The sequence below is a fragment of the Scandinavium sp. M-37 genome (assembly GCF_043558715.1).
GTDB lineage: Bacteria > Pseudomonadota > Gammaproteobacteria > Enterobacterales > Enterobacteriaceae > Scandinavium > Scandinavium vulneris_A.
Genome location: NZ_JBIGIN010000014.1, coordinates 1 through 23,889, shown reverse-complemented (window position 1 = coordinate 23,889; position 23,889 = coordinate 1). Strand labels below are relative to the sequence as shown.

The following is a 23,889-nucleotide window of genomic DNA, read 5'->3' as shown; positions in this document are numbered from 1 at the left end:
TCAGATTTATGACAGATTTATGATAGTGGGTTTTAACATTATGACACTGAAAAACTGCTGTCATTGCCCTGTTATCTATATACTGACGCCCACGCTTTTCCGCCACGGGTTTATTATGCGCATCCTTCACACCTCCGACTGGCACCTTGGCCAGAATTTTTACAGCAAAAGCCGCGCTGCAGAGCATCAGGCTTTTCTCGACTGGCTGCTGGAAACGGCACAGGCACAACAGGTGGATGCGATTATCGTGGCGGGCGATATTTTCGATACCGGGTCGCCGCCAAGCTACGCCCGCGAACTGTACAACCGCTTCGTGGTGAAACTGCAGCAAACCGGCTGCCATCTGGTGGTGCTGGCAGGGAACCATGACTCGGTGGCAACGCTGAACGAATCCCGCGATATCCTGGCGTTTCTCAACACCACCGTGGTGGCGGGCAGCGGTATGTCGCCATGCGTACTCAAACGCCGGGACGGCACGCCGGGGGCGATTTTCTGCCCGGTGCCTTTTTTACGTCCGCGGGATGTGATTGTCAGCCAGGCCGGGTCAACGGCAGGCGAAAAGCAGCAGCATTTATTACAGGCAATTACCGATTACTATCAGCAGCAGTATCAGCAGGCCTGTGAAATACGCGGCGAGCGTGAGCTGCCGATTATCGCCAGCGGCCATCTGACCACCGTCGGGGCCAGTAAAAGTGACGCGGTACGTGACATCTATATCGGCACACTCGATGCCTTCCCGGCGCAAAATTTCCCGCCGGTGGATTACATCGCCCTCGGTCATATTCACCGGGCGCAGAAAATTGGCGGCAGCGAGCACATTCGCTACTGCGGTTCGCCAATTTCCCTGAGCTTTGATGAAACCGGGAAAGCCAAAACCGTCAACCTGGTGAGTTTCAGCGCCGGTAAACTGGCCGAGGTGACACCGCTTGAGGTGCCGGTCACGCAACAACTGGCGGTGCTGAAAGGCGATTTCGCCAGCATCAGCGCCCAACTGGAACAGTGGCGCGACGGCGATACCCGAGCCCCGGTGTGGCTGGATATCGAAATCACCAGCGACGAATATCTGCATGACATCCAACGTAAAATTCAGGCCCTGACCGATGAACTTCCGGTCGAGGTGCTGCTGGTGCGCCGCAGCCGCGAACAGCGCGAGCGTATTCTGGCCAACGAACACCTCGAAACCCTGAGCGAGCTAAAAGTAGAAGACGTTTTTGCGCGTCGTCTGGCGCTGGAAACGCTGGAAGAGCCGCAGCAACAGCGCCTGTATCAGCTGTTTAACGAAACGCTGGGCGCGCTTTCCGGGGAGGAACAGCCATGAAAATTTTGAGCCTGCGTCTGAAGAACCTCAACTCATTAAAGGGCGAGTGGAAAATTGATTTCACCGCTGAGCCGTTTGCCAGCAACGGTTTGTTTGCCATTACCGGGCCAACCGGGGCGGGAAAAACCACCCTGCTCGATGCCATCTGTTTGGCGCTGTATCACGAAACGCCGCGCCTGAGCACCCTGTCGCAATCGCAAAACGATCTGATGACCCGCGATACCGCCGAATGCCTGGCGGAAGTGGAGTTTGAAGTCAAAGGCGTGGCGTATCGCGCCTTCTGGAGCCAGAACCGCGCCCGTAACCAGCCGGACGGTAACCTGCAGGCCCCGCGCGTGGAGCTGGCGCGCTGTGACGATGGCAAGATCCTCGCTGAAAAAGTGAAGGACAAACTGGATCTCACCGCCTCGCTGACCGGGCTAGACTATGGCCGTTTCACCCGCTCGATGATGCTGTCTCAGGGGCAGTTTGCCGCCTTCCTCAACGCCAAACCGAAAGAGCGCGCCGAGCTACTGGAAGAGCTGACCGGCACCGAAATTTACGGTCAGATTTCGGCCAGGGTGTTTGAGAAGCATAAGGAAGCCAAAATCGCGCTGGAAAAATTACAGGCGCAGGCGTCCGGTATGATTTTGCTGAATGACGAGCAACAGCAGGCGTTGCAGCAACGTTTGCAGGCACTTACTGACGAAGAAAAGCAGCAGCAAACCGAGCAGCTTCGCACACAACTCTTGCAGCAGTGGCTCAGCCGGGAAACAGAGTTAGCTGAAGCGCAGGCGCGCTCGCAGTCGGCCCTGACGGCAGCCCAGGCGGCGCTGAACACCGCCCAGCCGCAGCTCGCCACGCTGGCACAGGCCCAGCCCGCCGACAGATTGCGCCCGCTATGGGTCCGTCTTCAGGACAGCCAAACCGCACTGACGCAAACGCATCAGCAATCGGAAGAAGTAAATACTCGCTTACAGAGCCAGCTGGCGCTACGTGGGCGTTTGCGCCTCAGCGCCGAGCGGCAGCATCAGCAGTTGTCCGCCAGCCAGAAAACCCTCACCGACTGGCTTACCGCCCATGAACATCATCGCCACTGGCAGCGCGAGCTGACCGGCTGGCGAGCGGCCTTTAGTCAGCAGGCCCGCGAGACGGCACAATTACAGACCGTTATCCAACGCGAAAACGAGGTTACGCGCCAGCTCAACGCCCTACCGCCGACCACGCTTACCCTCGATGAGCCCGCCGTGGCGACCGCGCTGGAACAGCACAGCGCCGCCCGCCCGCTACGACAGCAGTTGAACGTCCTGCAAAGCCAATTCCAGCCACTGAAAAAGCGCCGCGAACAGCTGCAAACGCTGTTAATCCAGCGTCAGCAGGAACGGGAAAAAGGCGAAGCCGAACTGGCCAGCCGCCGCCAGCAATACAAAGAAAAACTGCAGCAGTTCAACGACGTCAGAACGCTGTGCGAGCAAGAGAAAATCATTGCGAAGCTCACCGATGAACGCGCCCGTTTACAACCCGGCGCACCTTGCCCACTTTGCGGTTCGGCTGAACATCCGGCGATTGCCGAGTATCAGGCCTTAAAGCCAGGCGTAAACGAAGCCCGCCGCGATGCGCTTGAAAAAGAGGTCAAACAGATTGGCGAAGCCGGGGCCAGCCTGAAAGGCCAGCTCGACGCGCTGGTTAAGCAGCAGCAGGCCGAACAAAGCGAGCTGCAGTCGGTAGCCGAACAGGAGCAAGCGCTCACCTCCCAGTGGCAAACCACGGTGGCTGGTTTGCAGATTGCCCTCACGCCGGAAGATGACATCGCGGCCTGGCTGAGCGAGCAGGAAAACTACGAACAGCAGCTGTATCAGCACAGCCAGCGTCTGAATCTGCAACGTCAGATGCTGGAGCTAAAAAACCAGCGCAGCACGCTAGAGCAGGAGATGGCGCAGCGCCAGCAAACGCTGAGTGACACTCTCGCCGGGTTTGGCCTGACGCTCCCCGCAAACGGTGAAGAGGCCGCCTGGCTGGCGGCGCGTGAAGCGGAAAGCCAGCAGTGGCAGACGCAAACCGAACAGCAGCAATCTGTTCAGCAGAAGCTGGCTCAACTGCAACCGCTGCTGGATACCCTGCCGGCTGAGGCCGCAAATGAAGATCGCGCCCCGGTGGCGCTCGACGGCTGGCAACAGGTGCATCACGACTGCGTGTCGCTGCACAGCCAGTGGCAGACGTTACAGCAGCAGGAAAACCAGCAGCGTGAGCGTCTGACCCTGGCGCAGAAAGAGTTTGATTCCGCACTCAGCGCCAGCCAGTTTGCCAGCCAAGCGGCGTTCCTGGCGGCGCTGCTCGATGACGAAACCCGCCGTCAGCTTGAAGAGCTGAAACAGACGCTGGAAAACCAGCTCCAGCAACAACAGGCCCTGGCATCCCAGGCGCAACATGAACAGATTCACCACCGGCAGCAGCGACCGGAGGATTTAGCCGACACGCTAACCCGCGAACAGGTACAGATTCTGCTTGCCAACCTGGCACAGCGTCTGCGTGACAACAGCGCCGCGCAGGGTGAAATTCGCCAGCAGTTGAAACAGGACGCGGATAACCGCGCCCAACAGCAGACACTGATGGCTCAAATCGACGCCGCGGCGCAGACGCTGGAAGACTGGAGCTGGCTGAATGCGCTGATTGGCTCCAAAGAGGGCGACAAATTCCGTAAATTCGCCCAGGGCCTGACGCTGGATAATTTAGTGTGGCTGGCGAACGAACAACTCAGCCGCCTGCACGGGCGCTATCTGCTCAAACGCAAAGCCAGTGAAGCGCTGGAGCTGGAAGTGATGGACACCTGGCAGGCCGATGCGGTGCGCGATACCCGCACGCTGTCCGGCGGGGAGAGTTTCCTTGTCAGCCTGGCCCTCGCCCTGGCGCTGTCGGATTTGGTCAGCCATAAAACACGTATCGATTCGCTGTTCCTTGATGAAGGCTTTGGCACGCTCGACAGCGAAACGCTGGATACCGCGCTGGACGCGCTCGATGCGCTGAACGCCAGCGGAAAAGTGATTGGTGTTATCAGCCATGTGGATGCGATGAAAGAGCGGATCCCGGTGCAGATTAAAGTGAAGAAAATTAACGGGCTGGGATACAGCAAGCTGGATAAAAACTTTGCCGTGGAGCGGCCTGAATGAAAAAAGTCATTTTATCGTTAGCGTTAGGCACCTTCGGCCTGGGCATGGCTGAATTTGGCATTATGGGGGTGCTGACCGAGCTTGCCCACAATGTGGGGATATCTATTCCCACAGCCGGGCATATGATCTCCTGGTATGCGTTCGGGGTGGTGATTGGGGCGCCTGTCATTGCCCTGTTTTCCAATCGGTTTTCCCTCAAACATATTCTGATTTTTCTGGTAGCGATGTGCCTGGTGGGGAACGCGATGTTCACCCTGTCGTCGTCTTACTGGATGCTGGCAGCGGGCCGGATGGTGTCTGGTTTTCCACACGGCGCCTTCTTTGGCGTCGGCGCAATTATATTGTCAAAGCTCGCCAGCCCCGGCAAGGTAACGTCAGCCGTCGCGGGTATGGTCAGCGGCATGACCCTCGCCAACCTGCTCGGCGTGCCGCTTGGCACCTGGCTGAGCCAGGAATTTAGCTGGCGCTACACCTTTTTATTGATCGCCATTTTTAATATTGCCGTGCTGACCGCAGTGATATTTTGGGTACCCAATATTTCCGATAATGCCAAAAGCAAACTGCGCGAGCAGTTTCACTTTCTGAAATCACCCGCGCCCTGGCTTATCTTCGCCGCGACCCTGTTCGGCAATGCCGGTGTCTTCGCGTGGTTTAGCTACATTAAGCCGTTCATGCTGACGGTCGCTGGTTTCAGCGAGGGGAAAATGACGATGATCATGATGCTCGCCGGGCTGGGTATGGTCTCGGGTAATCTTCTCAGTGGCCGCTTATCCGGAAAATACTCCCCGCTCAGTATCGCCATTGTGACGGATTTGATTATTGCGCTTTCGTTGGGTCTGCTGTTTTTGTTTGGCGACAACAAAATCGCGTCGCTCAGTCTGACATTCATCTGCTGTATGGGCCTGTTTGCCCTTTCTGCACCCTTGCAAATTTTGCTGCTGCAAAATGCGAAAGGTGGCGAAATGCTGGGGGCTGCCGGGGGACAAATGGCCTTTAATCTGGGGAGTGCCGTCGGCGCTTACTGTGGGGGAATGATGCTGACGGCGGGGTTTGCCTACAACTACGTGGCGCTCCCCGCGGCCCTGCTGTCATTTTTCGCGATGTCATCGCTACTGATTTATGCCTCCTGCAAACAGAAGCCTGCACCTGCGCTCTCGTCGACCTAAACGCGGATTACAGCGGCCACAGCCAGGCCGCACCGCGAACGCCGCTCGAGTCACCATGCACGGCTTTGCGGATTGGCGTCTGACATTCACCGCCGAAGACAAAATTCTTCACCAGTCCCGGCACGGTTTTGTATAAGCGCTCGACGTTGCTCATCCCGCCGCCCATCACAATGACGTCCGGATCGAGAATGTTCACCACGTGAGCCAGTGATTTAGCCAGCCGCAGCTCGTACCGACTCAGCGCCAGTTCCGCAACTGCATCCTGCTCGTCGACCAGACGTATAATTTCACTGCCTTTTAACGCCTTCCCGCTCAGGCGATGGTAATCCGTCGCAAACCCGGTGCCGGAGATAAACGTTTCGAGGCAACCCTGCTTCCCGCAGTAGCACGGTACTTCTTCGCGATAACGCAGCTCGTCTTCATCCATCCACGGTAAGGGATTATGACCCCACTCGCCCGCCGTGCCGTTGCCGCCGATATGCGCCCTGCCGCCCAGCGCCACGCCTGCACCGCAGCCAGTACCGATGATCACCGCGAACACGGTTTGTGCCCCTGCCGCCGCGCCGTCAATAGATTCTGAGACCGCCAGACAGTTGGCATCATTCGCCAGGCGCACTTCGCGATTGAGACGTTTGCTCAAGTCTTTGTCAAAAGGCTGACCATTCAGCCAGGTGGAGTTGGCATTTTTCACCACCCCGGTATAGGGCGAGATTGACCCCGGGATCCCCATCCCCACACTCCCGGTCTGCCCGGTTTCCTTCTCCGCCATCGCCACCAGAGTGGCAATGGTCTCGATAGTCTGCTGATAGTCATCGCGTGGTGTCGGCAAACGATGGCGGAATAACTGCTCACCCTGGTCACTCAATGCGATGACCTCTGTTTTGGTGCCACCCAAATCTATTCCAATACGCACAGAAGCCTCCCCAGTGCCTGATTAACAATGCAAGCATAGTGACAATTCGCTATCATGCCCGCTGCATTTAACGACAAAGCCGTGGAAATTATCATGCTGTGGTTCAAAAATTTAATGGTTTACCGTCTTAGCCGCGACATTTCTCTGCGCGCCGATGAGATGGAAAAACAGTTAGCCGCGCTGGCGTTCACTCCCTGCGGCAGCCAGGATATGGCAAAAACCGGCTGGGTCCCGCCGATGGGTTCGCACAGTGATGCTTTCACGCATGAGGCCAACGGTCAGATCCTGATCTGCGCCCGCAAGGAAGAGAAAATTCTCCCTTCCCCCGTTGTGAAACAGGCGCTCGAAGCTAAGATCCTGAAGCTGGAAGCCGAACAGGGCCGTAAGCTTAAGAAGACCGAAAAAGATTCCCTGAAAGACGAAGTGCTGCACTCGCTGCTGCCACGTGCCTTCAGCCGTTTCAGCCAGACGCTGTTATGGATTGATACCGTCAACGGCCTGATCATGGTCGATTGTGCCAGCGCCAAGAAAGGCGAAGACACCCTGGCGCTGCTGCGTAAAACCCTCGGCTCACTGCCGGTGGTTCCGCTGGCGTTGGAAAACCCGATTGAGCTGACCCTGACCGAGTGGGTTCGCTCCGGCAACGTGGCGCAGGGCTTCCAGCTGCTGGATGAAGCAGAACTGAAAGCGATCCTTGAGGACGGCGGCGTGATCCGCGCCAAGAAACAGGATCTGGTCAGCGATGAGATCGCGGTGCATATCGAAGCCGGAAAAGTGGTGACCAAACTGGCACTGGACTGGCAGCAGCGCATTCAGTTTATGATTTGCGACGATGCGTCGATCAAACGTCTGAAGTTCTGCGACGAACTGCGCGATCAGAATGAAGATATTGAGCGTGAGAATTACGATCAGCGTTTCGACGCCGACTTTATCCTGATGACCGGCGAACTGGCTGCGCTGGTGGCTAATCTGGTTGAAGGTCTGGGCGGCGAAGCTCAGCGTTAAGCAGGTGCCTTCCTGTGCAGACAGGAAGGCGTTTTATTACAGGTAACGGCAGAGATACGAGGTCGGCTCAGCGACCTGCAGATGAAATTCACTGTGGCCTGGCACGTTAAACACCTGCCCGGCGGTATAGGTTTTCCACTCCGTTTCACCCGGCAGCAGCACGTGTAGCGCCCCGCTCACGACGGTCATTTCTTCAGGCTGCGCCGTCCCAAAGGTATATTCCCCTTCGGCCATAACGCCAACGCTGGCGCGGCCAGTGCTGCTGCTTGTAAAACCGATGGACTTCACTTTCCCGGAAAAGTACTCATTGCTTTGAAGCATAAACAGACCCTTATTGTTTCGTCGTTGTGTATGAAACCAATATAGGGGGCGTGACAGCGAACTGTCACGTACTAACTGAGAATTAGATCAACAGTTCCGCGACCAGCCTCGCCACCAGCACATTCGATAACAGGACCGGAACATCCAGCGCTTTCTGCAGTAAATCACGATGCCGCTGATTGAACCCCAGGCAGTCGAGCATCAGCACGTCCGCCCCTTCAGTCATCAGCTTCTTTCCGGCGGTGACCAGTTCTTCTTCGGTGCCGTGAATAGGGTTTGCCAGCGCATAGTGAGGCGGATTCTGTAGCACCTGCCATTTGATGCGTTGAGACTTCATTAACTCCGGAATTGGCACAATCACGCCGACCTGATGCCCATCGACGATGGAGCTCACCAGCGGCGGGATAATGCGCTGCGGTTCGATAAGGATCGCGTTTCGTGCCACCAGACCGCTGATGGGCGCGGTGCTCATGAACAGAATGACGTCAAAGTCCTGGTTATCCAGCACTTCTATAACCGATTGTAAATCGCGTTCGATCTTCTTGCGGGACACTTCAGCCAGCTGATTATCATTCAGAAGAGTAATGAGAACCTCTTCACCGGGTTCTGCGGCGTACTCTTCCATGACCGCTTCTCGTGTCATTTTTCCCACCAGACTGACATGGGTAATCTGATCTTCCCTGATGTGCTCTGTCAATAACGGCATCACCTCACGCATCGGCACGACACCGATGGTAAGAATCGCCAAAGTCGCACTCATGTTATGTACCTTTTATCACGACATTCACAACTTCGTTACAGGCTCACGGCTCACTAACAGCCCCCTGGATGGCTAAAAAAACAACCGTTCAGAAGCGTAGCAGCTTCCCTCGACGGGCGTTTGTAAAGATTCCAGGTAACTCCAATTCACTCCAGTAATATCTTGAACTTAACGTTTCTTTAACATTTAATTTAGTTAAAAAGTGTGATTTACGCCCGCATCGCGCAGGCGTTGCGCAATATAAAGGGGATTTAAGACTTATCGGGGTCTTCATAACGCCGTTTGGCGTCGAGAGCTTCAGCCTGCGTGGGGTGCTCGCTGATCAATGAGTCAGGTTTGGGATGGTCGGCGCGCAGTTCATACCAGGTGACGGTCTGACCAGGTTCACCTTTTTCAACGGCCACAACGCGGGCTTCGCGCGGATACGGGGGTTTTGTCGGCATAGTTGCTCTTCCTCTTTCGGTTCAGAGCCTTAAGTATAGGCGCTAGCCAGCGCTTGCTGAATTTACCAGAATTGTTGAAGTTTTCGTCGCTGCGATAGCCGCCAGCACTTGCGCCACCACTTCATCCGGTTCACTGGCGGCGTCCACGGTAAAGTGGGCCGTTTCGCGATATAGCGCATCACGCTGGGACAGCACTTCCCGCACTTCTTCGCTGATAGGCTTTCCGGTCAGGGTTGGACGCTGTGAGGCTTCCGGGAAGGCTTCAAGACGGCCTGCCAGTACCGCGACCGACGCTTTGAGATAAATCACAATCCCACTCTTACGCAGAAAGTCACGATTAACCGGGGCCAGAATGATGCCGCCGCCGGTGGCAATCACCGTTTGCGGCGCGGTAACGGTTTGCAGGGTTTTGGTTTCCAGCGCACGAAAAGCAGGCCAGCCCTCTTTTGCCACGATATCGGCAATACTCTGTTGCGCACGCTGTTGTAAGAAAATATCGGTGTCGACGAAATCGAAATGACAGGCTTCGGCGAGCTTCTGCCCGACAGTGGTTTTACCGCACCCGCGGGAGCCGATAAGGAAAATGGGCTGTGTAATCACTGAAAATCCCCCTGGTACTGCGGCGATGAGCCGTACACGTAAGCGGATAATAATACCAGCAAACTAGTACGCAAGTAAGTGTAAAGTAAAAATTACACCCTTAATCCAGAATCCCAATCGTTCCTTGTCATTATTGGCTATTGGGCGAAATGAGGGTGTAAAGAAATAGTGTCATTGTGTGTTGCGGCAACCTTACATGAAAGCGCGACGGTTTGACAACCCCTGACCGGCTGCAAAAGGTAACACATTTATGCACAGATTGACTTTGGCAATGTATGACTGCTGGGTTAATTCTGCCCGCGCTGAACCGCCAGCAGCCACTTGTCGAGCTCTGCGGCAAACTGTTGGCGATCCCGCTGAGACAAACTGTCCGGGCCACCGGTCTGAATGCCGCTGGCCCGCAGCGTATCCATGAAATCTCGCATCGTCAGACGCTCGCGAATAGTGGCCTCACTGTATCGCTCCCCGCGCGGATTGAGCGCCGCGCCGCCTTTGGCAATAACTTCCGCCGCCAGCGGAATATCCGCAGTTATCACTAAATCACCCGGTTGGCACTGACGCACAATTTCGTTATCAGCGACGTCAAAACCGGCAGGAACACGCATTGCACGAATGAAACGTGACGGCGGGACGCGCAGGTTCTGGTTGGCAACCAGCGTAACCGGCGTTTGTGTTCTGTCCGCCGCGCGGAACAGGATTTCTTTAATCACATTCGGACACGCATCCGCATCCACCCAAATCACCATACTCACTCCTGAATAAAATTACCGGGGCATTGTCGCCTGCTTTCTTCTTCCGGCAAAGCCACAAAATGATAAGCTAAGAGGCATTATCAGAAAAACGCTGAGGGAGAGACAGAATGGAAAAGAAAATCGGTTTCATCGGCTGCGGTAATATGGGCAAAGCCATTCTCGGTGGCCTGATTGCCAGTGGCCAGGTCCAGCCCGCCCAAATTTGGGTTTATACCCCATCGCCTGAAAAAGTCGCTGCCCTGCACGATCAGTATGGCATTAACGCCGCCGAGTCAGCTCAGGATGTCGCCCAAGTGGCCGATATCGTCTTTGGTGCGGTCAAGCCAGGCATCATGACCAAAGTGCTGAGCGATGTGGCGTCCAGCCTGAATAAAGACACGCTGGTGGTGTCAATTGCCGCCGGTGTTACCCTCGATCAGCTCGCCCGCGCGCTGGGGCACGACCGTAAAATTGTTCGCGCAATGCCAAACACCCCGTCGCTGGTCAATGCCGGGATGACCTCCATCACACCTAACGCACTGGTCACCAGTGAAGACATTGCCGATGTAGTCACTATTTTCCGCTGCTTTGGTGAAGCCGAAGTCATTGCCGAGCCGATGATCCACCCGGTGGTGGGCGTCAGCGGTTCAGCGCCAGCCTATGTGTTTATGTTTATCGAAGCGATGGCGGATGCCGCTGTACTGGGCGGAATGCCGCGCGCGCAGGCCTATAAGTTTGCCGCACAGGCGGTGATGGGCTCAGCCAAAATGGTGCTCGAGACCGGCATTCATCCGGGCGAACTCAAAGATATGGTCTGCTCTCCTGGCGGCACCACCATTGAAGCGGTTCGCGTGCTGGAAGAAAAAGGTTTCCGCTCGGCGGTTATCGAAGCGATGGTGAGCTGTATGGAAAAGTCAGAAAAACTGAGTAAAGCCTGATCATAACTGAAAACAACGGGTGGGCCGCCATTGCGTCTCACCCGTTATTTTATCTTTGCATTACCCGGTTTTCTTCAGACATGCACTCATAAATTTATTACGATCGTCACCCTTCAGCGACTGCTGGGTTGCGGTGGCATTACACTCACGCATTTTCTGCTGCTGTGGGGTCAGACTTTTTTCTTCCGGTTTTGAGCTGCCGTTTTTCAGGCAGTCGCTCATATAGGTTTTCCGCGCATCACCTTTCAGCGTTTTGGCCGTCGCCTGCTGGTTGCAGGTGGTCATTCGCTGTTGTTGCGGGGTCAGCGTTTTTTCTGCGGCTCCCACGGTTGTGAGAAATACCATGCCGAACAGTAGAGTCACCAGTAATGTTATTTTCATTGCACCATCCTTCTTTGAGGGGATCTCAGTAAGTCTGGTCGCTCATACGAAAAAAACCACCTTACGATGTAAAAAATAGCGATAAGTAAAGTGCATGGCTTGTGGAATAATAGAAGAGGAGCGGCGATTACGGGATCCCTCGCCGCCTTAGATTACGGCATCCACCTTAATTACGCGGATGCCGTAATAGCTTCTTTATATACTGATGCAGTAATTCGGTATCGTGCTCGGGAACATTAAGCTCTGGTTTAACTTCATCAAGCGCTGCTTCAATATCTGTTATCAGTGCCTGCTGTTCCGGCTGTCGCATGTGGCGTAACAACGCGGTTACCACAATTTCTAATGCCTCTACCTGAACCACTAACTCCTTTGATTCTTCTTCCTTTTCTGCAAGCTTAACCAACAGTTCTGCAATCAGATTTTTCATGGTGAGACTTCCTTATGAGAATGCCTGAGACGGTAGCACCGATGATCCATAATGCCTAGCTGCCATAAGAATTATTTTATAATTTTTGAATTATGCAAATTGAATGGATAGCGAAACGTTTCTCTCGCGAAGATTATCCCTACCAAAATTCAGGGGGCCGAAGAAATAACACGCCAGCCCCTCAGTGTGAACCGTTTAATTGATGGAATTATGCTGGCGTCGGCGCAGCATAATGGCGAGCTGTACCAGATTGATAAGCACGACAATCGCGGTGGCGACAAACACCCAGCGGAATCCTGCCATCGCAGAGACCGAGGCTCCTATTAGCGGCCCCACCACGTTGCCCAAATACATAAACGACTGGTTATATCCGAAGATGCGTCCGGTTACCTGGTCACTGGAATATTTCAGCAGCAGAGTTTGTACCGCCGGCAGCATTGCGCCATCGGCAAAGCCCAACAAAAAACGCAGCACGCCAAGCTGGAAAGGCGTAGTGACAAACGACATCGCGAAGAACATTATCACCGCGCAAAACAGGGTAGCCAAAAGAATACGGTGCGCGCCGATACGGTCGCCAAGCTTGCCCAATCTGGGTGCGGAAATGAGCGCTGAAATTCCCGGCACGGCGGCAATCATCCCGGCCAGAAACGCGATGTTATTACTCTGCGGCTCCATCGATTTAATAAACAACGCCAGAATGGGACCAATCGAACCATTACACAGCTGGATAACCAGGGTGGTGAAAAACAGACTGATCACCAGTCCCGGATAGGTCAGAGACGCGAACACCGCTTTTCCGCTGAGACGATCGGCTTTACTCACCTGCGGACGCGCGCCCTCTTTAATCAGGAATAGCGTCACCAGAAAACTCACCGTCAACAAAATAGCAGTGATGAAGAACACGGCACGCAGGCCAACGTGGTCAGCCAGGAATCCGCCCAGAAGTGGGCCGCCAATCACGCCGCTGATCTGTGCCGTCGACAACGTGCTTAGCGCCCAGCCGCTGCGCTCACGCGGCACCTGCGAGGCTACCAGTGCCATCGCGTTCGGGATATATCCGGAGGTCAGACCCATAATGGCGCGCAGAATAAACAGCTGCCAGACGTTGGTGGCAAAAGCCTGAAGCAGGATAGCAATCGCCATTCCGAGCGAGGCGCGGAGCAGCATCAACTTGCGACCTTTACGATCCGCTAAGCTGCCCCACATCGGCGAAACAATAGCTGATACCAGAAACGTCACGCTGAAGGTCAGACCGGACCACATCGACAGAGCTTCATGCGACGTGACCCCCAGTTGGGAAACGTACAGCGGCAAAAAAGGCAGGATTTGACTGATGGCGAGGCCAGTAAAGAAGCAGCCAAACCAGACGGAAATGAGATTAACCTTCCAGGATTCCATAACTACGCGTTTTCATTCGTTTTCGATATGTATTTTCCAGCATAGCAAGCAAGCCATCTGCTTGTATGGCGCGAGATGCGCTCCACGAGAGTTTGGTGTTTTATTTTTCCATTATGAAATTGTGTGACACATCTCACGATTATCAGCCTTTTTACAGCGCGTTATGCTCAACGGCAGAGGCCATACCCGCGCATCCCCAGATGAAAATGGTTGGCATGGGCTGCGTTATAATCCGGCCCGAGCCCATTGCCATAGTACTGGCAACTGGCGGCGAGCAACGCCCGCAAGAATGGCTCACTCTCTGCGGTTTTCCAACCTTTAAGGACCGTAATATTTCGCCCGTCGGTCAGGCGAAATCCGCTGATATCCAGTGCGTCTGCGGTCGCATGCTCGCTCAGGCGGGCATTCTGGCGATGATAAATATTCCGACAGGCAAAACTGCCGAGATGGTCAATCTGACGCAGTCCACTACCGAGGTATTGTCGGGCGAGCGGTTTCGCCTGCTGCTGCACGAACAGCGCGCTGCTGAGTGCCAACGGGCAGCTCGCCACAAAACGCTGACTGAGCCGAACGTCGCCAAAATTCGCCACGCTGACCGCGTGATGCAACGGACACGGCCCATCGCTGTTGTTGGCTAGGTTTTTGGTGCTTATCCAGCCACGTTGGTTAGCCTGTTCCAGTAAGATGGGACAACGTTCCGCGGGTAAGCGCTTCAGCTTAAATTGTGTTATCCGACCAGGCGGATCGTCCAGCGTCAGCGGCGCAAAAGGATTGAATTGCGGCGGCAAAAAGCGGTACCCCAGATAGCCTACGGCAACCATGACCAGCAGCCCGATGACCCCTTTCCCTCTCATTATTTCTCCTGATACTGAAAACTAAGATTATGGCAGAAGCGCCCGGAATGACGTGATATGGTATCGGCTTTGTGTTTTCTGTGGATGGATGTGGAAATGGCTAAGTTGCGGGTTGGGGTCGTCTTTGGCGGGAAATCGGCTGAACATGAAGTCTCTTTGCAGTCGGCAAAGAACATTGTTGAGGCGATGGATAAGACGCGTTTTGAGGTGGTGTTACTGGGTATTGATAAGCAGGGTCAATGGCACATTAATGATGCCAGCAGCTATCTGCTCAACGCGCACGATCCTGCCCAAATCGCCCTGCGCCCTTCCGACATTACGCTGGCCCAGATCCCGGGTAAATCTTCTGAGCAGTTAATCAACGCCGAAAGCGGCCAACCGTTGCCCGCTATTGACGTTATCTTCCCGATTGTCCATGGGACGTTGGGCGAAGACGGTTCCTTGCAGGGCATGTTGCGGATGGCTAATTTGCCATTCGTGGGTTCCGATGTCCTGAGCTCAGCGGCCTGTATGGACAAAGATGTAACCAAGCGTCTGCTACGTGATGCCGGGCTGGCAATTGCGCCGTTCGTGACCTTAACCCGAACCAACCGTGCAAAATTCAGCTTTGCCGTGGTGAAGGAAAAACTCGGTCTGCCGCTGTTCGTTAAACCGGCCAACCAGGGATCCTCTGTTGGCGTCAGCAAAGTGAAGACCGAAGAACAGTATCAGCAGGCCGTGGCGCTGGCGTTCGAGTTCGACAGTAAAGTGGTAGTGGAAACCGGTATCAACGGGCGTGAAATCGAGTGTGCGGTCCTCGGCAATGATGAGCCTCAGGCCAGCACCTGCGGTGAAATTGTACTGAACAGCGAGTTCTACGCCTACGACACCAAATACATCGATGATAAGGGTGCCAAAGTGGTGGTCCCTGCGGCAATTGAACCGACGGTCAATGATAAGATTCGCCAGACGGCGATTGAGGCATATCAGGCTCTGGGCTGTAGCGGAATGGCGCGCGTCGATGTGTTCCTGACGCCGGACAATGAGGTGGTGATCAATGAAATCAACACCCTGCCGGGCTTTACTAATATCAGCATGTATCCGAAGCTGTGGCAGGCGAGCGGTCTGGATTACACCAGCCTGATTACCCGCCTGATTGAACTGGCGCTGGAGCGTCATCAGGCCAATGCGGCACTGAAAACCACCATGAGCGCCTAAGATTGATGTTACCGGGCGGTGGCAACGCTGCCCGGTTTATGCCTGCGGACTCTCATTTTCTTCCACCGGGCGACGGCGAATCACGAATCCCGCCAACCAGAAACTGACGACCCAGGTCACCAGGCCCACGGCATAAGTCTGCCAACCCTTCGCTTCAAAGCCCAACAGCCCGACCACGCCATTGAGTATAAATATCAGACCGATGGCAAAGGCATAATAGTGCCAGTCGCGGCGAATTTTATCAGGCAGTTTCATAACCACTCCGCAAAAGAAAACGCTATCGTCGCACATTGCGCCAACGCCGTCTGCGCGGTGCTTAGCAAATTTTTAACATTCACCCGTTTGACTTAGGGAGAAACTCTGTGAACCAGGCTGTAAAAGATGAAAATAGGTGCCTTATCGCCGCAAAATTACCACGAATCTGATATTGACAATGGCCTTCTGCTGTCAAACTCACACTCATATATTCTGGCGGTCGCCAGCAGATAAAACGCCTGATAGCGTCAGTGCGTGAGTTGTATCAGGAGGTCGTTATGACTGAATTCACTTTCTCCAGGTCTATTATTGCCGGGAAAAAAAAGGAATCCTCCACCCCGGGTAATATCGCTTACGCGTTATTTGTTCTGCTCTGTTTCTGGGTCGGCGCGCAGATGTTAAACCTTGTGGTTCATGCCCCCGGCGTGTTCGAGCACCTGGCGCAGGACAGCAGTCGCCCACGGATAGAAATCGGGCTGGCGGTCGGTACGCTGTTTGGACTGGTTCCGTTCCTCGCGGGCTGTGCCCTACTTGGCGTGGTCGCCCTTATTATGCGCTGGCGTCGTTATTTCTGACCCCTCGCCATGCAGCTGGCCCGACGATCATCGACGCGCTTTGCAAACCACGCAGTTGTAAGATTGCGGGTGATTTTCGGGCTTTCCAGTTGGATCCCCGGCAGCATTTCCCGCACCAGCGTTTTTCCGGTCCTGGCTTCGGCGAGCTGATATACGCCTTGATAAAGCCTGGTGTCCTCGAACGCCTGACTGTCACCTTTCTGCAACTGCTGATGAATATCACGGTCACTCATGCCCAGCTTCGCCGCCAGCTTTTGTACCGCCAGCTCGGTTTTACCCGGTTCATCACTGTCGTAGCGAATCAAATCGCCATCCAGCGCCAGCTTCACACCGCTGGCTTTACTGACCGCATTCTGGAACGCCGCATTGCGACTGGCATACCAGCCCGCGTTGAAATCAGCAAAGCGGTAAAGCGGTGCGGAATAGCTCGCCGGGTAGTTAAGCAAATGATAAGTACCAAACCATAATCCGCCACGCAGCGTGAACACTTCCTGGCGCACAGTACCGTCCATTTTCCACGGATAGCCCTTTTCATGCGCTTGCGCAAACGCGATGCTGACCTGCATCGGCCCGCCGGTGTGTACCGGATTGAGCGAACCAAACAGCGTTTGCCCCATTGGCACCATGCCAATGAAGTCATCAAAAATAGCGCTCAGTTGCTTTTCAGTTTTCACCGTATCAAGGCGGTCGCTGTAGCTCTTGCCGTTCGGCGAGGTAATTTTCAGCGCCGTATGCACCAGGAACAGAGGCACATGCACCTTTTCCGCCCGGCGGTCAATTTCCTGCCAGGCGATTTTGCTCAAGCCCGGCACGACAGGATCGGCCTGATAGTTTGACTCCTGCTGTGCCACCGCCAGTACCGAACAGACATTTTCCTCCGTCGGCGCAAGCTTCTGGCTTTCAAACGCTTTGGCGATACTTTGTGCCCAGACCTCGCGGTCTTTTACGCTAGCAGGCATTTTCTGCCGAACCACGGCGGCGACATCCACCGGCTTTTCGCCTTCTTTCAATACCGGCTTTTGGCTGGTACAGCCCGCCAGAATGATTCCGGCGAGCAGGGTCAGTGAGGTTGAAACCTTGCGTGTGGTGGCTATCGCCATCGTGCTTCCCTGTTTTAGCTAAAAGATTGAGTGATTTCCTGCTCTGGCAGGTCATCCAGCTCTCGCTCGAAACTGCGCAGACGTTTGTAGATAGACATCAGTTCCACCAGCGTGGTCCAGGAACTGATCAGATACTGGAACGAACCGCGCACCTGGCTGAAAGCATTATTAATTTGCGACATTAACCCTAACGTAATGGTCCCTGCAACTATCGACGGGAAAAGCAGGAACAGACCGAATACGTTATCCGCCTGCAGGTACAGGATGCGCGCAATGTTGAAATAGGTGTAATGGAAGTAGAGCCGGAAATAGTTATGACGCACGGCGGCAAAAAGCTCTTTAACGGTCGGCGGTGTCGCACGATCGGCGTGATCTTCACCATAAACCAGCTCTTTACGGTACGCCGCTTCTACCCGCTGATTCTTGAAGTTAAGCCCTGGCAGCTTAATCCCCACCACGGCCAGCAGCCCGGTGCCAACAATTGACCAAATAATGGCGGCCCAAACGAGGCCATAAGGAATATAGCCCACAACAGGCAAGTCTTTGACGTTCGGAGACAGCGCCACCAGTACCGGTAAGAAGGCAATCAGGGTCATGATGGCATTGATAAACCCAACCCCAACATCTTCCAGCGTGGATGAGAAACGCATGGTGTCTTCCTGCACACGCTGGGCGGCACCTTCAATGTGGCGCAGTCGCGACCAGTGCGCCATGTAATGGTCGTTCATGGCGGTGCGCCAGCGGAACACATAATGGCTGATAAAGAAGTTGCTCAGAACGCCAACCACCACCGCGATCAGCGCGATACATAAGAAGACGCTCAGCTCTTGATAAAACTGTTCAATCTTGATCTTATGCGGCGATGCCATTGCTTCCTGAATCAGGTTGTAAAACGGCGCATACCAGGCATTGATCGCCACGCCGACCTCAACCTGGAACCAGGTGACGAAGACAATGAGTGCGGTGCCGAGCACCGACCAGCGCTGCCAACGGTGCGGACTGAACAGATACCAGAACAGCGCAAACGAGCCCACGACAAAAAAGTAGTAGGCATAAAAAACCAGATAGTTCATCGACACAAATCGTGACGCACCGATGGGTACGTCCCCTTTGGCACCGGCCAGATGCAGCAGCCAATCGCCACCGTCGACCTGCCAGAATATGACGGCGATTAGCGCCCAAATGGCTGCCGAGAGGAAAAAGGGTCCCGGCTTAGGGAAAAACGACTTAAACATACATGCTCTCCTGCTAACTTCTTATCGTTTTGAGGTTGCTGTGTTTCAGGGAAAATCCGCTGCGGCAGTCGCCGCTGCAAAGCGTAATAAAATAAACCGTCATTCAGACCGATGACAAAGGGCTTAGTTCGCAAGCCATTGCGCAACAATTGTTTCCACCGGTTTCACGTGGACCGGGTTGCCGGGAACGGTCAGCGTGCGCCAGACCTCGTTGTAGTGGGCTATCAGCGTGGAGGCCTCTGCCGCGGGGCGATTTGCGGTGGTGTGGGCGTCTTCAGCAACCGTAATCTGGTAGCCTTTGCTGGCTCCCACTTTGAGAGTGGTATCGACGCAGTAGTCTGTGGCGCAACCGCACATCACAAATCCGGTAATGCTATTTTTGGCAAGAACCTGCTCCAGGTCGGTTTGATAAAAGGCGTCGCAGGCCGTTTTCGTTACGTAGAGTGCATCGGCCGGCTGTTCGAGCTCCGTCAACAAGGCGAAGCCTTCACTCCCTTCCTCCAGACCGCCCTCTTCAATGTGCTGGATAAAGATGACGCGGTCAGCGACCTGAATAAGCCGGTTCACCCTGGCGACACATTCTGGCTCACGCAAGCGTGCAGTGGCGAAGACCCCTTTTTGCATATCCACCACCATCACAACACGTTTATCCGACATCATTTGCTCCGTAACTGTCTGTGAAGATTGAGAGTATCATACGCGCGAGTTCACAAAAGCGCGTAAAGGCGTGCAGGAAAAATATTCATATTTACCCGTCGTTACGTTTTTATTGCGTAAATCCAGCATAAAGGCGCTTTGCAAGCGGGCATTTAATAGTATAAATACGCATTATCCTCCCAATTCAATTCATGGATGCTTTCCTTGAAACGTAGTCTGTTATTGCTTGCGGCGCTTTTTGCTGCTTCGTTGCCTGTTGCCCAGGCCGCACAAACCTCCCCGGACCCGGTTTTTGCTTCTAATATTGTCGATAAATACGCCAATCATATCTATTTCGGCAGCGGTGCGACGGGAATGGCAATGGTCGTTATTGACGGCAACCAGCGGGTGTTTCGCAGCTTCGGAGAAACTCGTCCGGGCAACAACGTTCATCCACAGCTCGATTCGGTCATTCGCATAGCGTCCCTCAGCAAGTTGATGACCAGCGAGATGCTGGTGAAATTGTTGGATCAGGGGGTGGTGAAACTCAACGATCCGCTGAGCAAATATGCGCCTCCGGGTGCCAGTGTGCCGAGCTATCATGGCCAGCCGATTACGCTGGTAAACCTCGCCACGCACACCAGCAGCCTGCCTCGCGAACAGCCAGGCGGCGCCGCACATCGTCCGGTGTTTGTCTGGCCGACGCATAATCAGCGCTGGAACTGGCTGAGCACCGCGACGCTAAAAGCAGCCCCGGGCTCGCAAGCGGCGTATTCAAATCTGGCATTTGACCTTTTGGCCGATGCGCTGAGCACCGCGGCGGGTAAACCCTATCCGCAACTTTTTGAAGAGCAAATAACGCGCCCATTGGGGATGAAAGACACCACCTTTACGCCTTCACCGGACCAGTGCCAACGCCTGATGGTGGCTGAAAAAGGGGCGAGTCCGTGCGATAACACCCTGGCGGCGATTGGTAGCGGCGGGGTTTACTCGACTCCCGGCGATATGATGCGCTGGATGCAGCAGTTCCTGTCTTCTGATTTCTATACTCGCAATCAGCAGGCTGACCGAATGCAAACACTCATCTATCAGCGTAGCCAGTTAACACGCGTTATTGGCATGGACGTGCCGGGTAAAGCCGATGCGCTCGGTATGGGTTGGGTATACATGGCACCGAAAAACGGTCGTCCGGGTATTATTCAGAAAACGGGCGGTGGCGGAGGCTTCATTACCTATATGGCGATGATCCCGCAGCATAATGTCGGGGCATTCGTGGTCGTAACACGTTCCCCGTTAACGCGCTTCGTGAATATGAGTGATGGCATTAACGATTTGGTCACCGAACTGAGTGGCAACACCCCGTTGGTCGTTCCAGCATCCTGATGCTTAATACTCAAGGGGCAAGCGCTTGACGGATGTCAGCTTGCCCTTATTCATTTCGATATAATTCCCTGCTCTCAACGCCGCCAGAACTTCAGCTATTACCGAACGGGAAATATGGGTGCGTTGTTGGATGTAGTTCATCACGCCAATTCTAGCACGCAGTGCTTCATCCCATTTGGACATGACCTGCAATGTAGCCCTGATCTGGCTGTAAGAGTTTTGGCCAATCAGTTGGACATCGCGAGCTTCCTGCGCCTTTGAAATCCAGCTCACCCACTGAAACGCTTCCCGCCAGAGTTGATTACGATCCAGTATCCCTTTGCTTAGCGATCCTTCCAGCTGATAAGCATCACACTCGGTCAGAGCCGTTAGCTGATAACTCTCGCTTCGGGGATCAAACAAACCTGGCAATCCAAGGATCATTGGCGAAGGGCTGATACCGACCAGAATATCTTCCTGTGTTCGCTCAAGTTTAAACGTTCCTTGACGTATAACGGTCAAGACAGCGCCATCATTTTTCAGGCTAAGAGAATCTTGGGGATGCAGAGTCAGTGAACACGCCATGGGGAAGAAATGCTGATCAAGTACGTGGAATGCAGACAAAGGTTTTACAGATAACATGCGAGTGTCACATCCTGTGTCAATGTCATGTTAGGGGTTAAAAAGCAGGGGACATTGTCCCCTGCTTAGATTAATTACCAGGTATATTTCACGCCCACATTTGCAGACCAATCCTGCTCAACGTCGCCGCCGCCCAGGTAGTTAGCATCGGTATATGCGCTAAATTTCTTGGTAAAGTTAAATTGTGCACCAGCACCGACACGAACCGCAGAGCCTTCAACGCCGTTGTCGATTTCATCACCGTTCACGTTAGCACTATTATCTGAATCATCATAGACATAGGCAAGTTTGAAGTAAGGCGTAAGCGCCTGATCATCGCTATAGGTGAAGGTATAACCGGTGTCGATCCCCAGTTCATAACGCATGCTGTCATAAGACTGACCGTCCATGCGCATTTCGTTGCTCAGGCGATAATCATCACCAGACTGGAACAGACCTGAAATTGCACCGTAAGGCGTCACATAGCCCGCAGCATTATATTTCCAGTCATAACCCAGTTTCAGGCCAAAGCCCCAGGCATCATTGGCAGTATCACCATCAACATACTCACCGTTACTCATGTTGGCAGTGAGGTCGTTGTTGAAGTGGCTGTAGCTCATGTTGCCGTCGAGGAACACATTGTTTGCCCAACGCGCAGAAGAGTAGATATAGGCAGACTGGCTATCCTGATCAACCTGACCCGACTCGTCGCTCATATCACCTTTGGCAAAGCCTGCTGCTGCACCAACGGTCCATTTGGCATAGTTACCCTCAATCTGAGTATCCAGACCCACCATAATGCCGTTTACGTCCTGATCGTAATTGATCGTGCCGTTATCGCCATTAAAGTTACCGCCAAAGTAGCTCACCCAAACACCGCCGTCATCAATCAAACCATGACGCGCGTTAGTCAGACGGGTACCCAGGGTATCCTGTTGCAGGTTCCAGATATTGGTGTTTGCAGACGGAATGCTCAGCGCCATGTTGGCATAATCGGTCAGTTCACGCTGTTGCAGAACGACAGAGTTGCCCATCTGCTGAGCCTGATAGGTGTAAGCACCCAGGTCAGCTTTGTTGGCCGCGGAGAACGTCGCATTGCTGTTCTTATCATTGATATAGATAAGTTCTTTATTCTTGTACTGAGACTCAGAACCCGCACCGGTCGCATCGTTAATGCGAACTTTGTAGTTACCGGTTGCAGCAGTCACACCGTCGCCTGCATCATCAATGCTGAACTCTTCACCAGCATTATGGGTGTTGCCGTTACCATTAACGGTCAGGTGACCATCTGAGTTCATGGCGATCACGCCATAACCGTAGGTCGCATCCGACGTGTTGGTGGTGTTGGTATGGCCATTAACCAGATCGGCGTTTAATACATAGTCATTGCTATTGATATTAAACACGCCGCCATTGGTCAGTTCTACTGTATCAGTAGTCAGCGAGCGCGCATCAAAATCGTCGCCAACGATACTGAATTCCCCACCGTTTGAAACGGTAATGGTGTTCGCATACAACTGTGCGGTTTCATCGGACAGATCAACAGTACTGTAGGTATCAACGGTCAAATGATCGGTCTTAACGGTACCGTCAGTGCTGAGGTTCATTGCAGAACCATTAGTCAGGGTAATGGTATCCGCTAACAGACCGGAGCCATCGGCAACTTTAACCAAAGAACCATTATTTGCGGTCAGGGTATCAACCTGAGATCCATTAACGGTATCCCATTCTGAACCGTTGTTCAGCGCAACGTTAAACACGCCGCTCTGGAAGGTCTGATCGTCGACAACATTGCCCCAATGATCATAAGTTGAATTGGGTTCAAGGCTATTGACGGCAACGTCGTACATGTTAACCGGGACAGTAAATTCATAATTGAAAATTGCATCCCCGACCCATTTGCTGCCGTTATTCAGCGTAATGTTCAGCTCGTCAACGTTCAGGTTGTCGTCAGTCCAGCCACCATTGGTATCCAGCACGCCATCATCTGACGAATCATGCCCAGTCGGATAGAAATTAGCGTTGAAGGTGCTGTTAAACACAACATCACCCATCAGCGTAGAATTGCTGAAGTTGACGTTGTTTTTCATTGCATAATCAGATGCCGCACTGTCGGCGAAAGAGAGAGCAACGTCATTCGCGCCGCCCTTACCGGTGTAATCACTTGGCTCTTCTGAATTACCATACCAACCGTCATTTTCCAGCGCAGTATATGAACCAGAAGTTACAGTCGAGTCAGTTACAGCAATGTTGTTATCCCAGGTATGGGAATCAGTGGTGTGGTAATCCCCCCGAAAAAACGGTGTGTTTATAAGTAGAATTTCTCGTAATCTGAATCGGGGAGATTTCTATGAAAAAAGCACGTTTTACCGACAGCCAGATCATGGCCATTCTTAAGCAAGCTGAGGCCGGAACACCAGTCACCGAGTTGTGCCGCGAGCATGGCATGAGTAGTGCCAGTTTCTATAAGTGGCGTTCACGCTTTGGCGGGATGGATGCCTCTATGA

General features: G+C 53.8%; 24 protein-coding genes and 1 pseudogene. 9 read left to right on the top strand and 16 right to left on the bottom strand.

What is annotated here, in order from left to right; translation table 11 throughout:
* Positions 1 to 115: 115 nt before the first annotated feature.
* From sbcD to araJ, 3 genes are read left to right on the top strand one after another with little or no spacing between them, the layout of a single operon-like run.
* Positions 116 to 1,318, top strand: coding sequence for an exonuclease subunit SbcD (gene sbcD, locus ACG0Z5_RS11870; protein WP_394447586.1), 1,203 nt, complete (start codon positions 116 to 118; stop codon positions 1,316 to 1,318).
* Entirely contained in the window at positions 1,315 to 4,464 is a 3,150-nt protein-coding gene (gene sbcC, locus ACG0Z5_RS11865) for an exonuclease subunit SbcC (protein ID WP_394447584.1), read from the top strand. Before sbcD ends, sbcC begins: the two co-directional genes overlap by 4 nt.
* On the top strand, positions 4,461 to 5,630 hold the full coding sequence (araJ, locus tag ACG0Z5_RS11860) for an MFS transporter AraJ (protein WP_394447582.1): 1,170 nt from the start codon (positions 4,461 to 4,463) through the stop codon (positions 5,628 to 5,630). The genes sbcC and araJ overlap by 4 nt, the downstream gene beginning before the upstream one ends.
* Positions 5,631 to 5,637: 7 nt before the next feature.
* On the opposite strand, the gene mak is transcribed toward araJ, so the two are convergent.
* On the bottom strand, positions 5,638 to 6,543 hold the full coding sequence (mak, locus tag ACG0Z5_RS11855; RefSeq protein WP_394447580.1) for a fructokinase: 906 nt from the start codon (positions 6,541 to 6,543) through the stop codon (positions 5,638 to 5,640).
* Positions 6,544 to 6,636: 93 nt separating this feature from the next.
* Here mak and rdgC point away from each other — a divergent pair, with 93 nt between their 5' ends.
* Positions 6,637 to 7,548: a recombination-associated protein RdgC gene (rdgC, locus tag ACG0Z5_RS11850; RefSeq protein ID WP_319626660.1), complete on the top strand. Its 912-nt coding sequence runs from the start codon at positions 6,637 to 6,639 to the stop codon at positions 7,546 to 7,548.
* Between the two features lie 36 nt (positions 7,549 to 7,584).
* Here the strand turns inward: rdgC and ppnP are convergent, their stop codons facing one another.
* The 5 genes from ppnP to ACG0Z5_RS11825 form a co-directional block, all read right to left on the bottom strand.
* The gene (ppnP, locus tag ACG0Z5_RS11845) at positions 7,585 to 7,869 is read right to left on the bottom strand and encodes a pyrimidine/purine nucleoside phosphorylase (protein WP_319626659.1); all 285 of its coding nucleotides are present in this window, start codon (positions 7,867 to 7,869) and stop codon (positions 7,585 to 7,587) included.
* Positions 7,870 to 7,951: 82 nt separating this feature from the next.
* On the bottom strand, positions 7,952 to 8,629 hold the full coding sequence (locus tag ACG0Z5_RS11840) for an AroM family protein (RefSeq protein WP_394447577.1): 678 nt from the start codon (positions 8,627 to 8,629) through the stop codon (positions 7,952 to 7,954).
* 251 nt (positions 8,630 to 8,880) lie between these two features.
* Entirely contained in the window at positions 8,881 to 9,072 is a 192-nt protein-coding gene (gene yaiA / locus ACG0Z5_RS11835) for a protein YaiA (RefSeq protein ID WP_394447575.1), read from the bottom strand.
* Between the two features lie 42 nt (positions 9,073 to 9,114).
* Complete coding sequence (aroL, locus tag ACG0Z5_RS11830; protein ID WP_394447736.1) at positions 9,115 to 9,669, bottom strand: shikimate kinase AroL; 555 nt, start codon at positions 9,667 to 9,669, stop codon at positions 9,115 to 9,117.
* A gap of 290 nt (positions 9,670 to 9,959) precedes the next feature.
* A complete protein-coding gene (locus tag ACG0Z5_RS11825; protein ID WP_319626655.1) occupies positions 9,960 to 10,418 on the bottom strand; it encodes a YaiI/YqxD family protein in 459 nt (152 codons plus the stop codon).
* Positions 10,419 to 10,531: 113 nt separating this feature from the next.
* Between ACG0Z5_RS11825 and proC the strand changes: the two genes are divergently transcribed.
* Entirely contained in the window at positions 10,532 to 11,341 is an 810-nt protein-coding gene (gene proC, locus ACG0Z5_RS11820; protein ID WP_394447572.1) for a pyrroline-5-carboxylate reductase, read from the top strand.
* Positions 11,342 to 11,401: 60 nt separating this feature from the next.
* Here proC and psiF read toward each other — a convergent pair whose 3' ends face one another.
* The 4 genes from psiF to ACG0Z5_RS11800 all read right to left on the bottom strand — a co-directional run bounded on the left by psiF (position 11,402) and on the right by ACG0Z5_RS11800 (position 14,401).
* Complete coding sequence (gene psiF / locus ACG0Z5_RS11815; protein ID WP_394447570.1) at positions 11,402 to 11,722, bottom strand: phosphate starvation-inducible protein PsiF; 321 nt, start codon at positions 11,720 to 11,722, stop codon at positions 11,402 to 11,404.
* Positions 11,723 to 11,888: 166 nt separating this feature from the next.
* Positions 11,889 to 12,149 (bottom strand): anti-adapter protein IraP, encoded by a 261-nt coding sequence (gene iraP / locus ACG0Z5_RS11810; RefSeq protein WP_319626652.1) that lies wholly within the window; start codon positions 12,147 to 12,149, stop codon positions 11,889 to 11,891.
* 195 nt (positions 12,150 to 12,344) lie between these two features.
* Positions 12,345 to 13,547, bottom strand: coding sequence for a multidrug efflux MFS transporter (locus ACG0Z5_RS11805; protein ID WP_394447568.1), 1,203 nt, complete (start codon positions 13,545 to 13,547; stop codon positions 12,345 to 12,347).
* 167 nt (positions 13,548 to 13,714) lie between these two features.
* Complete coding sequence (locus ACG0Z5_RS11800) at positions 13,715 to 14,401, bottom strand: extensin family protein (protein ID WP_394447566.1); 687 nt, start codon at positions 14,399 to 14,401, stop codon at positions 13,715 to 13,717.
* A 96-nt stretch (positions 14,402 to 14,497) separates the two neighbouring features.
* On the opposite strand from ACG0Z5_RS11800, the gene ddlA reads away from it, so the two are divergent.
* Positions 14,498 to 15,598, top strand: coding sequence for a D-alanine--D-alanine ligase (gene ddlA / locus ACG0Z5_RS11795; protein ID WP_394447565.1), 1,101 nt, complete (start codon positions 14,498 to 14,500; stop codon positions 15,596 to 15,598).
* 36 nt (positions 15,599 to 15,634) lie between these two features.
* Here ddlA and ACG0Z5_RS11790 read toward each other — a convergent pair whose 3' ends face one another.
* Positions 15,635 to 15,853 carry a DUF2754 domain-containing protein gene (locus ACG0Z5_RS11790; protein WP_319626648.1) on the bottom strand — a complete coding sequence of 73 codons (219 nt, stop codon included), beginning with the start codon at positions 15,851 to 15,853 and terminating at the stop codon, positions 15,635 to 15,637.
* Between the two features lie 278 nt (positions 15,854 to 16,131).
* On the opposite strand from ACG0Z5_RS11790, the gene ACG0Z5_RS11785 reads away from it, so the two are divergent.
* On the top strand, positions 16,132 to 16,428 hold the full coding sequence (locus ACG0Z5_RS11785; RefSeq protein ID WP_394447563.1) for a DUF2755 family protein: 297 nt from the start codon (positions 16,132 to 16,134) through the stop codon (positions 16,426 to 16,428).
* Here the strand turns inward: ACG0Z5_RS11785 and ACG0Z5_RS11780 are convergent.
* The 3 genes from ACG0Z5_RS11780 to ACG0Z5_RS11770 form a co-directional block, all read right to left on the bottom strand.
* Positions 16,419 to 17,528: a DUF1615 domain-containing protein gene (locus tag ACG0Z5_RS11780; RefSeq protein ID WP_394447562.1), complete on the bottom strand. Its 1,110-nt coding sequence runs from the start codon at positions 17,526 to 17,528 to the stop codon at positions 16,419 to 16,421. The two genes, ACG0Z5_RS11785 and ACG0Z5_RS11780, sit on opposite strands and share 10 nt — an antisense overlap.
* A 14-nt stretch (positions 17,529 to 17,542) precedes the next feature.
* Complete coding sequence (gene sbmA / locus ACG0Z5_RS11775; protein ID WP_394447561.1) at positions 17,543 to 18,763, bottom strand: peptide antibiotic transporter SbmA; 1,221 nt, start codon at positions 18,761 to 18,763, stop codon at positions 17,543 to 17,545.
* A 123-nt stretch (positions 18,764 to 18,886) separates the two neighbouring features.
* The gene (locus tag ACG0Z5_RS11770; protein WP_394447558.1) at positions 18,887 to 19,420 is read right to left on the bottom strand and encodes an isochorismatase family protein; all 534 of its coding nucleotides are present in this window, start codon (positions 19,418 to 19,420) and stop codon (positions 18,887 to 18,889) included.
* A 204-nt stretch (positions 19,421 to 19,624) separates the two neighbouring features.
* Here ACG0Z5_RS11770 and ampH point away from each other — a divergent pair, with 204 nt between their 5' ends.
* Positions 19,625 to 20,782 carry a D-alanyl-D-alanine-carboxypeptidase/endopeptidase AmpH gene (gene ampH / locus ACG0Z5_RS11765; RefSeq protein WP_394447556.1) on the top strand — a complete coding sequence of 386 codons (1,158 nt, stop codon included), beginning with the start codon at positions 19,625 to 19,627 and terminating at the stop codon, positions 20,780 to 20,782.
* A gap of 3 nt (positions 20,783 to 20,785) precedes the next feature.
* On the opposite strand, the gene ACG0Z5_RS11760 is transcribed toward ampH, so the two are convergent.
* A complete protein-coding gene (locus ACG0Z5_RS11760; RefSeq protein WP_394447554.1) occupies positions 20,786 to 21,403 on the bottom strand; it encodes a helix-turn-helix domain-containing protein in 618 nt (205 codons plus the stop codon).
* A 74-nt stretch (positions 21,404 to 21,477) separates the two neighbouring features.
* Positions 21,478 to 23,664: pseudogene (locus ACG0Z5_RS11755) on the bottom strand (autotransporter outer membrane beta-barrel domain-containing protein); the annotation flags it as partial.
* 68 nt (positions 23,665 to 23,732) lie between these two features.
* Between ACG0Z5_RS11755 and ACG0Z5_RS11750 the strand changes: the two are divergent.
* Positions 23,733 to 23,889 (top strand): transposase (locus ACG0Z5_RS11750; protein WP_394447734.1); only part of this gene is annotated, 157 nt, incomplete at its 3' end.

Bases quoted from the DNA above. Each gene is read 5' to 3' on its own strand.
- ACG0Z5_RS11770 (WP_394447558.1), bottom strand. From the start codon at position 19,420: ATGTCGGATAAACGTGTTGTGATGGTGGTGGATATGCAAAAAGGGGTC.
- ACG0Z5_RS11790 (WP_319626648.1), bottom strand. From the start codon at position 15,853: ATGAAACTGCCTGATAAAATTCGCCGCGACTGGCACTATTATGCCTTT.
- rdgC (WP_319626660.1), top strand. From the start codon at position 6,637: ATGCTGTGGTTCAAAAATTTAATGGTTTACCGTCTTAGCCGCGACATT.
- ACG0Z5_RS11805 (WP_394447568.1), bottom strand. From the start codon at position 13,547: ATGGAATCCTGGAAGGTTAATCTCATTTCCGTCTGGTTTGGCTGCTTC.
- ppnP (WP_319626659.1), bottom strand. From the start codon at position 7,869: ATGCTTCAAAGCAATGAGTACTTTTCCGGGAAAGTGAAGTCCATCGGT.
- sbmA (WP_394447561.1), bottom strand. From the start codon at position 18,763: ATGTTTAAGTCGTTTTTCCCTAAGCCGGGACCCTTTTTCCTCTCGGCA.
- sbcD (WP_394447586.1), top strand. From the start codon at position 116: ATGCGCATCCTTCACACCTCCGACTGGCACCTTGGCCAGAATTTTTAC.
- psiF (WP_394447570.1), bottom strand. From the start codon at position 11,722: ATGAAAATAACATTACTGGTGACTCTACTGTTCGGCATGGTATTTCTC.
- proC (WP_394447572.1), top strand. From the start codon at position 10,532: ATGGAAAAGAAAATCGGTTTCATCGGCTGCGGTAATATGGGCAAAGCC.
- iraP (WP_319626652.1), bottom strand. From the start codon at position 12,149: ATGAAAAATCTGATTGCAGAACTGTTGGTTAAGCTTGCAGAAAAGGAA.
- sbcC (WP_394447584.1), top strand. From the start codon at position 1,315: ATGAAAATTTTGAGCCTGCGTCTGAAGAACCTCAACTCATTAAAGGGC.
- ACG0Z5_RS11780 (WP_394447562.1), bottom strand. From the start codon at position 17,528: ATGGCGATAGCCACCACACGCAAGGTTTCAACCTCACTGACCCTGCTC.
- yaiA (WP_394447575.1), bottom strand. From the start codon at position 9,072: ATGCCGACAAAACCCCCGTATCCGCGCGAAGCCCGCGTTGTGGCCGTT.
- ACG0Z5_RS11825 (WP_319626655.1), bottom strand. From the start codon at position 10,418: ATGGTGATTTGGGTGGATGCGGATGCGTGTCCGAATGTGATTAAAGAA.
- araJ (WP_394447582.1), top strand. From the start codon at position 4,461: ATGAAAAAAGTCATTTTATCGTTAGCGTTAGGCACCTTCGGCCTGGGC.
- ACG0Z5_RS11760 (WP_394447554.1), bottom strand. From the start codon at position 21,403: ATGTTATCTGTAAAACCTTTGTCTGCATTCCACGTACTTGATCAGCAT.
- ACG0Z5_RS11800 (WP_394447566.1), bottom strand. From the start codon at position 14,401: ATGAGAGGGAAAGGGGTCATCGGGCTGCTGGTCATGGTTGCCGTAGGC.
- ACG0Z5_RS11785 (WP_394447563.1), top strand. From the start codon at position 16,132: ATGACTGAATTCACTTTCTCCAGGTCTATTATTGCCGGGAAAAAAAAG.
- ACG0Z5_RS11840 (WP_394447577.1), bottom strand. From the start codon at position 8,629: ATGAGTGCGACTTTGGCGATTCTTACCATCGGTGTCGTGCCGATGCGT.
- ddlA (WP_394447565.1), top strand. From the start codon at position 14,498: ATGGCTAAGTTGCGGGTTGGGGTCGTCTTTGGCGGGAAATCGGCTGAA.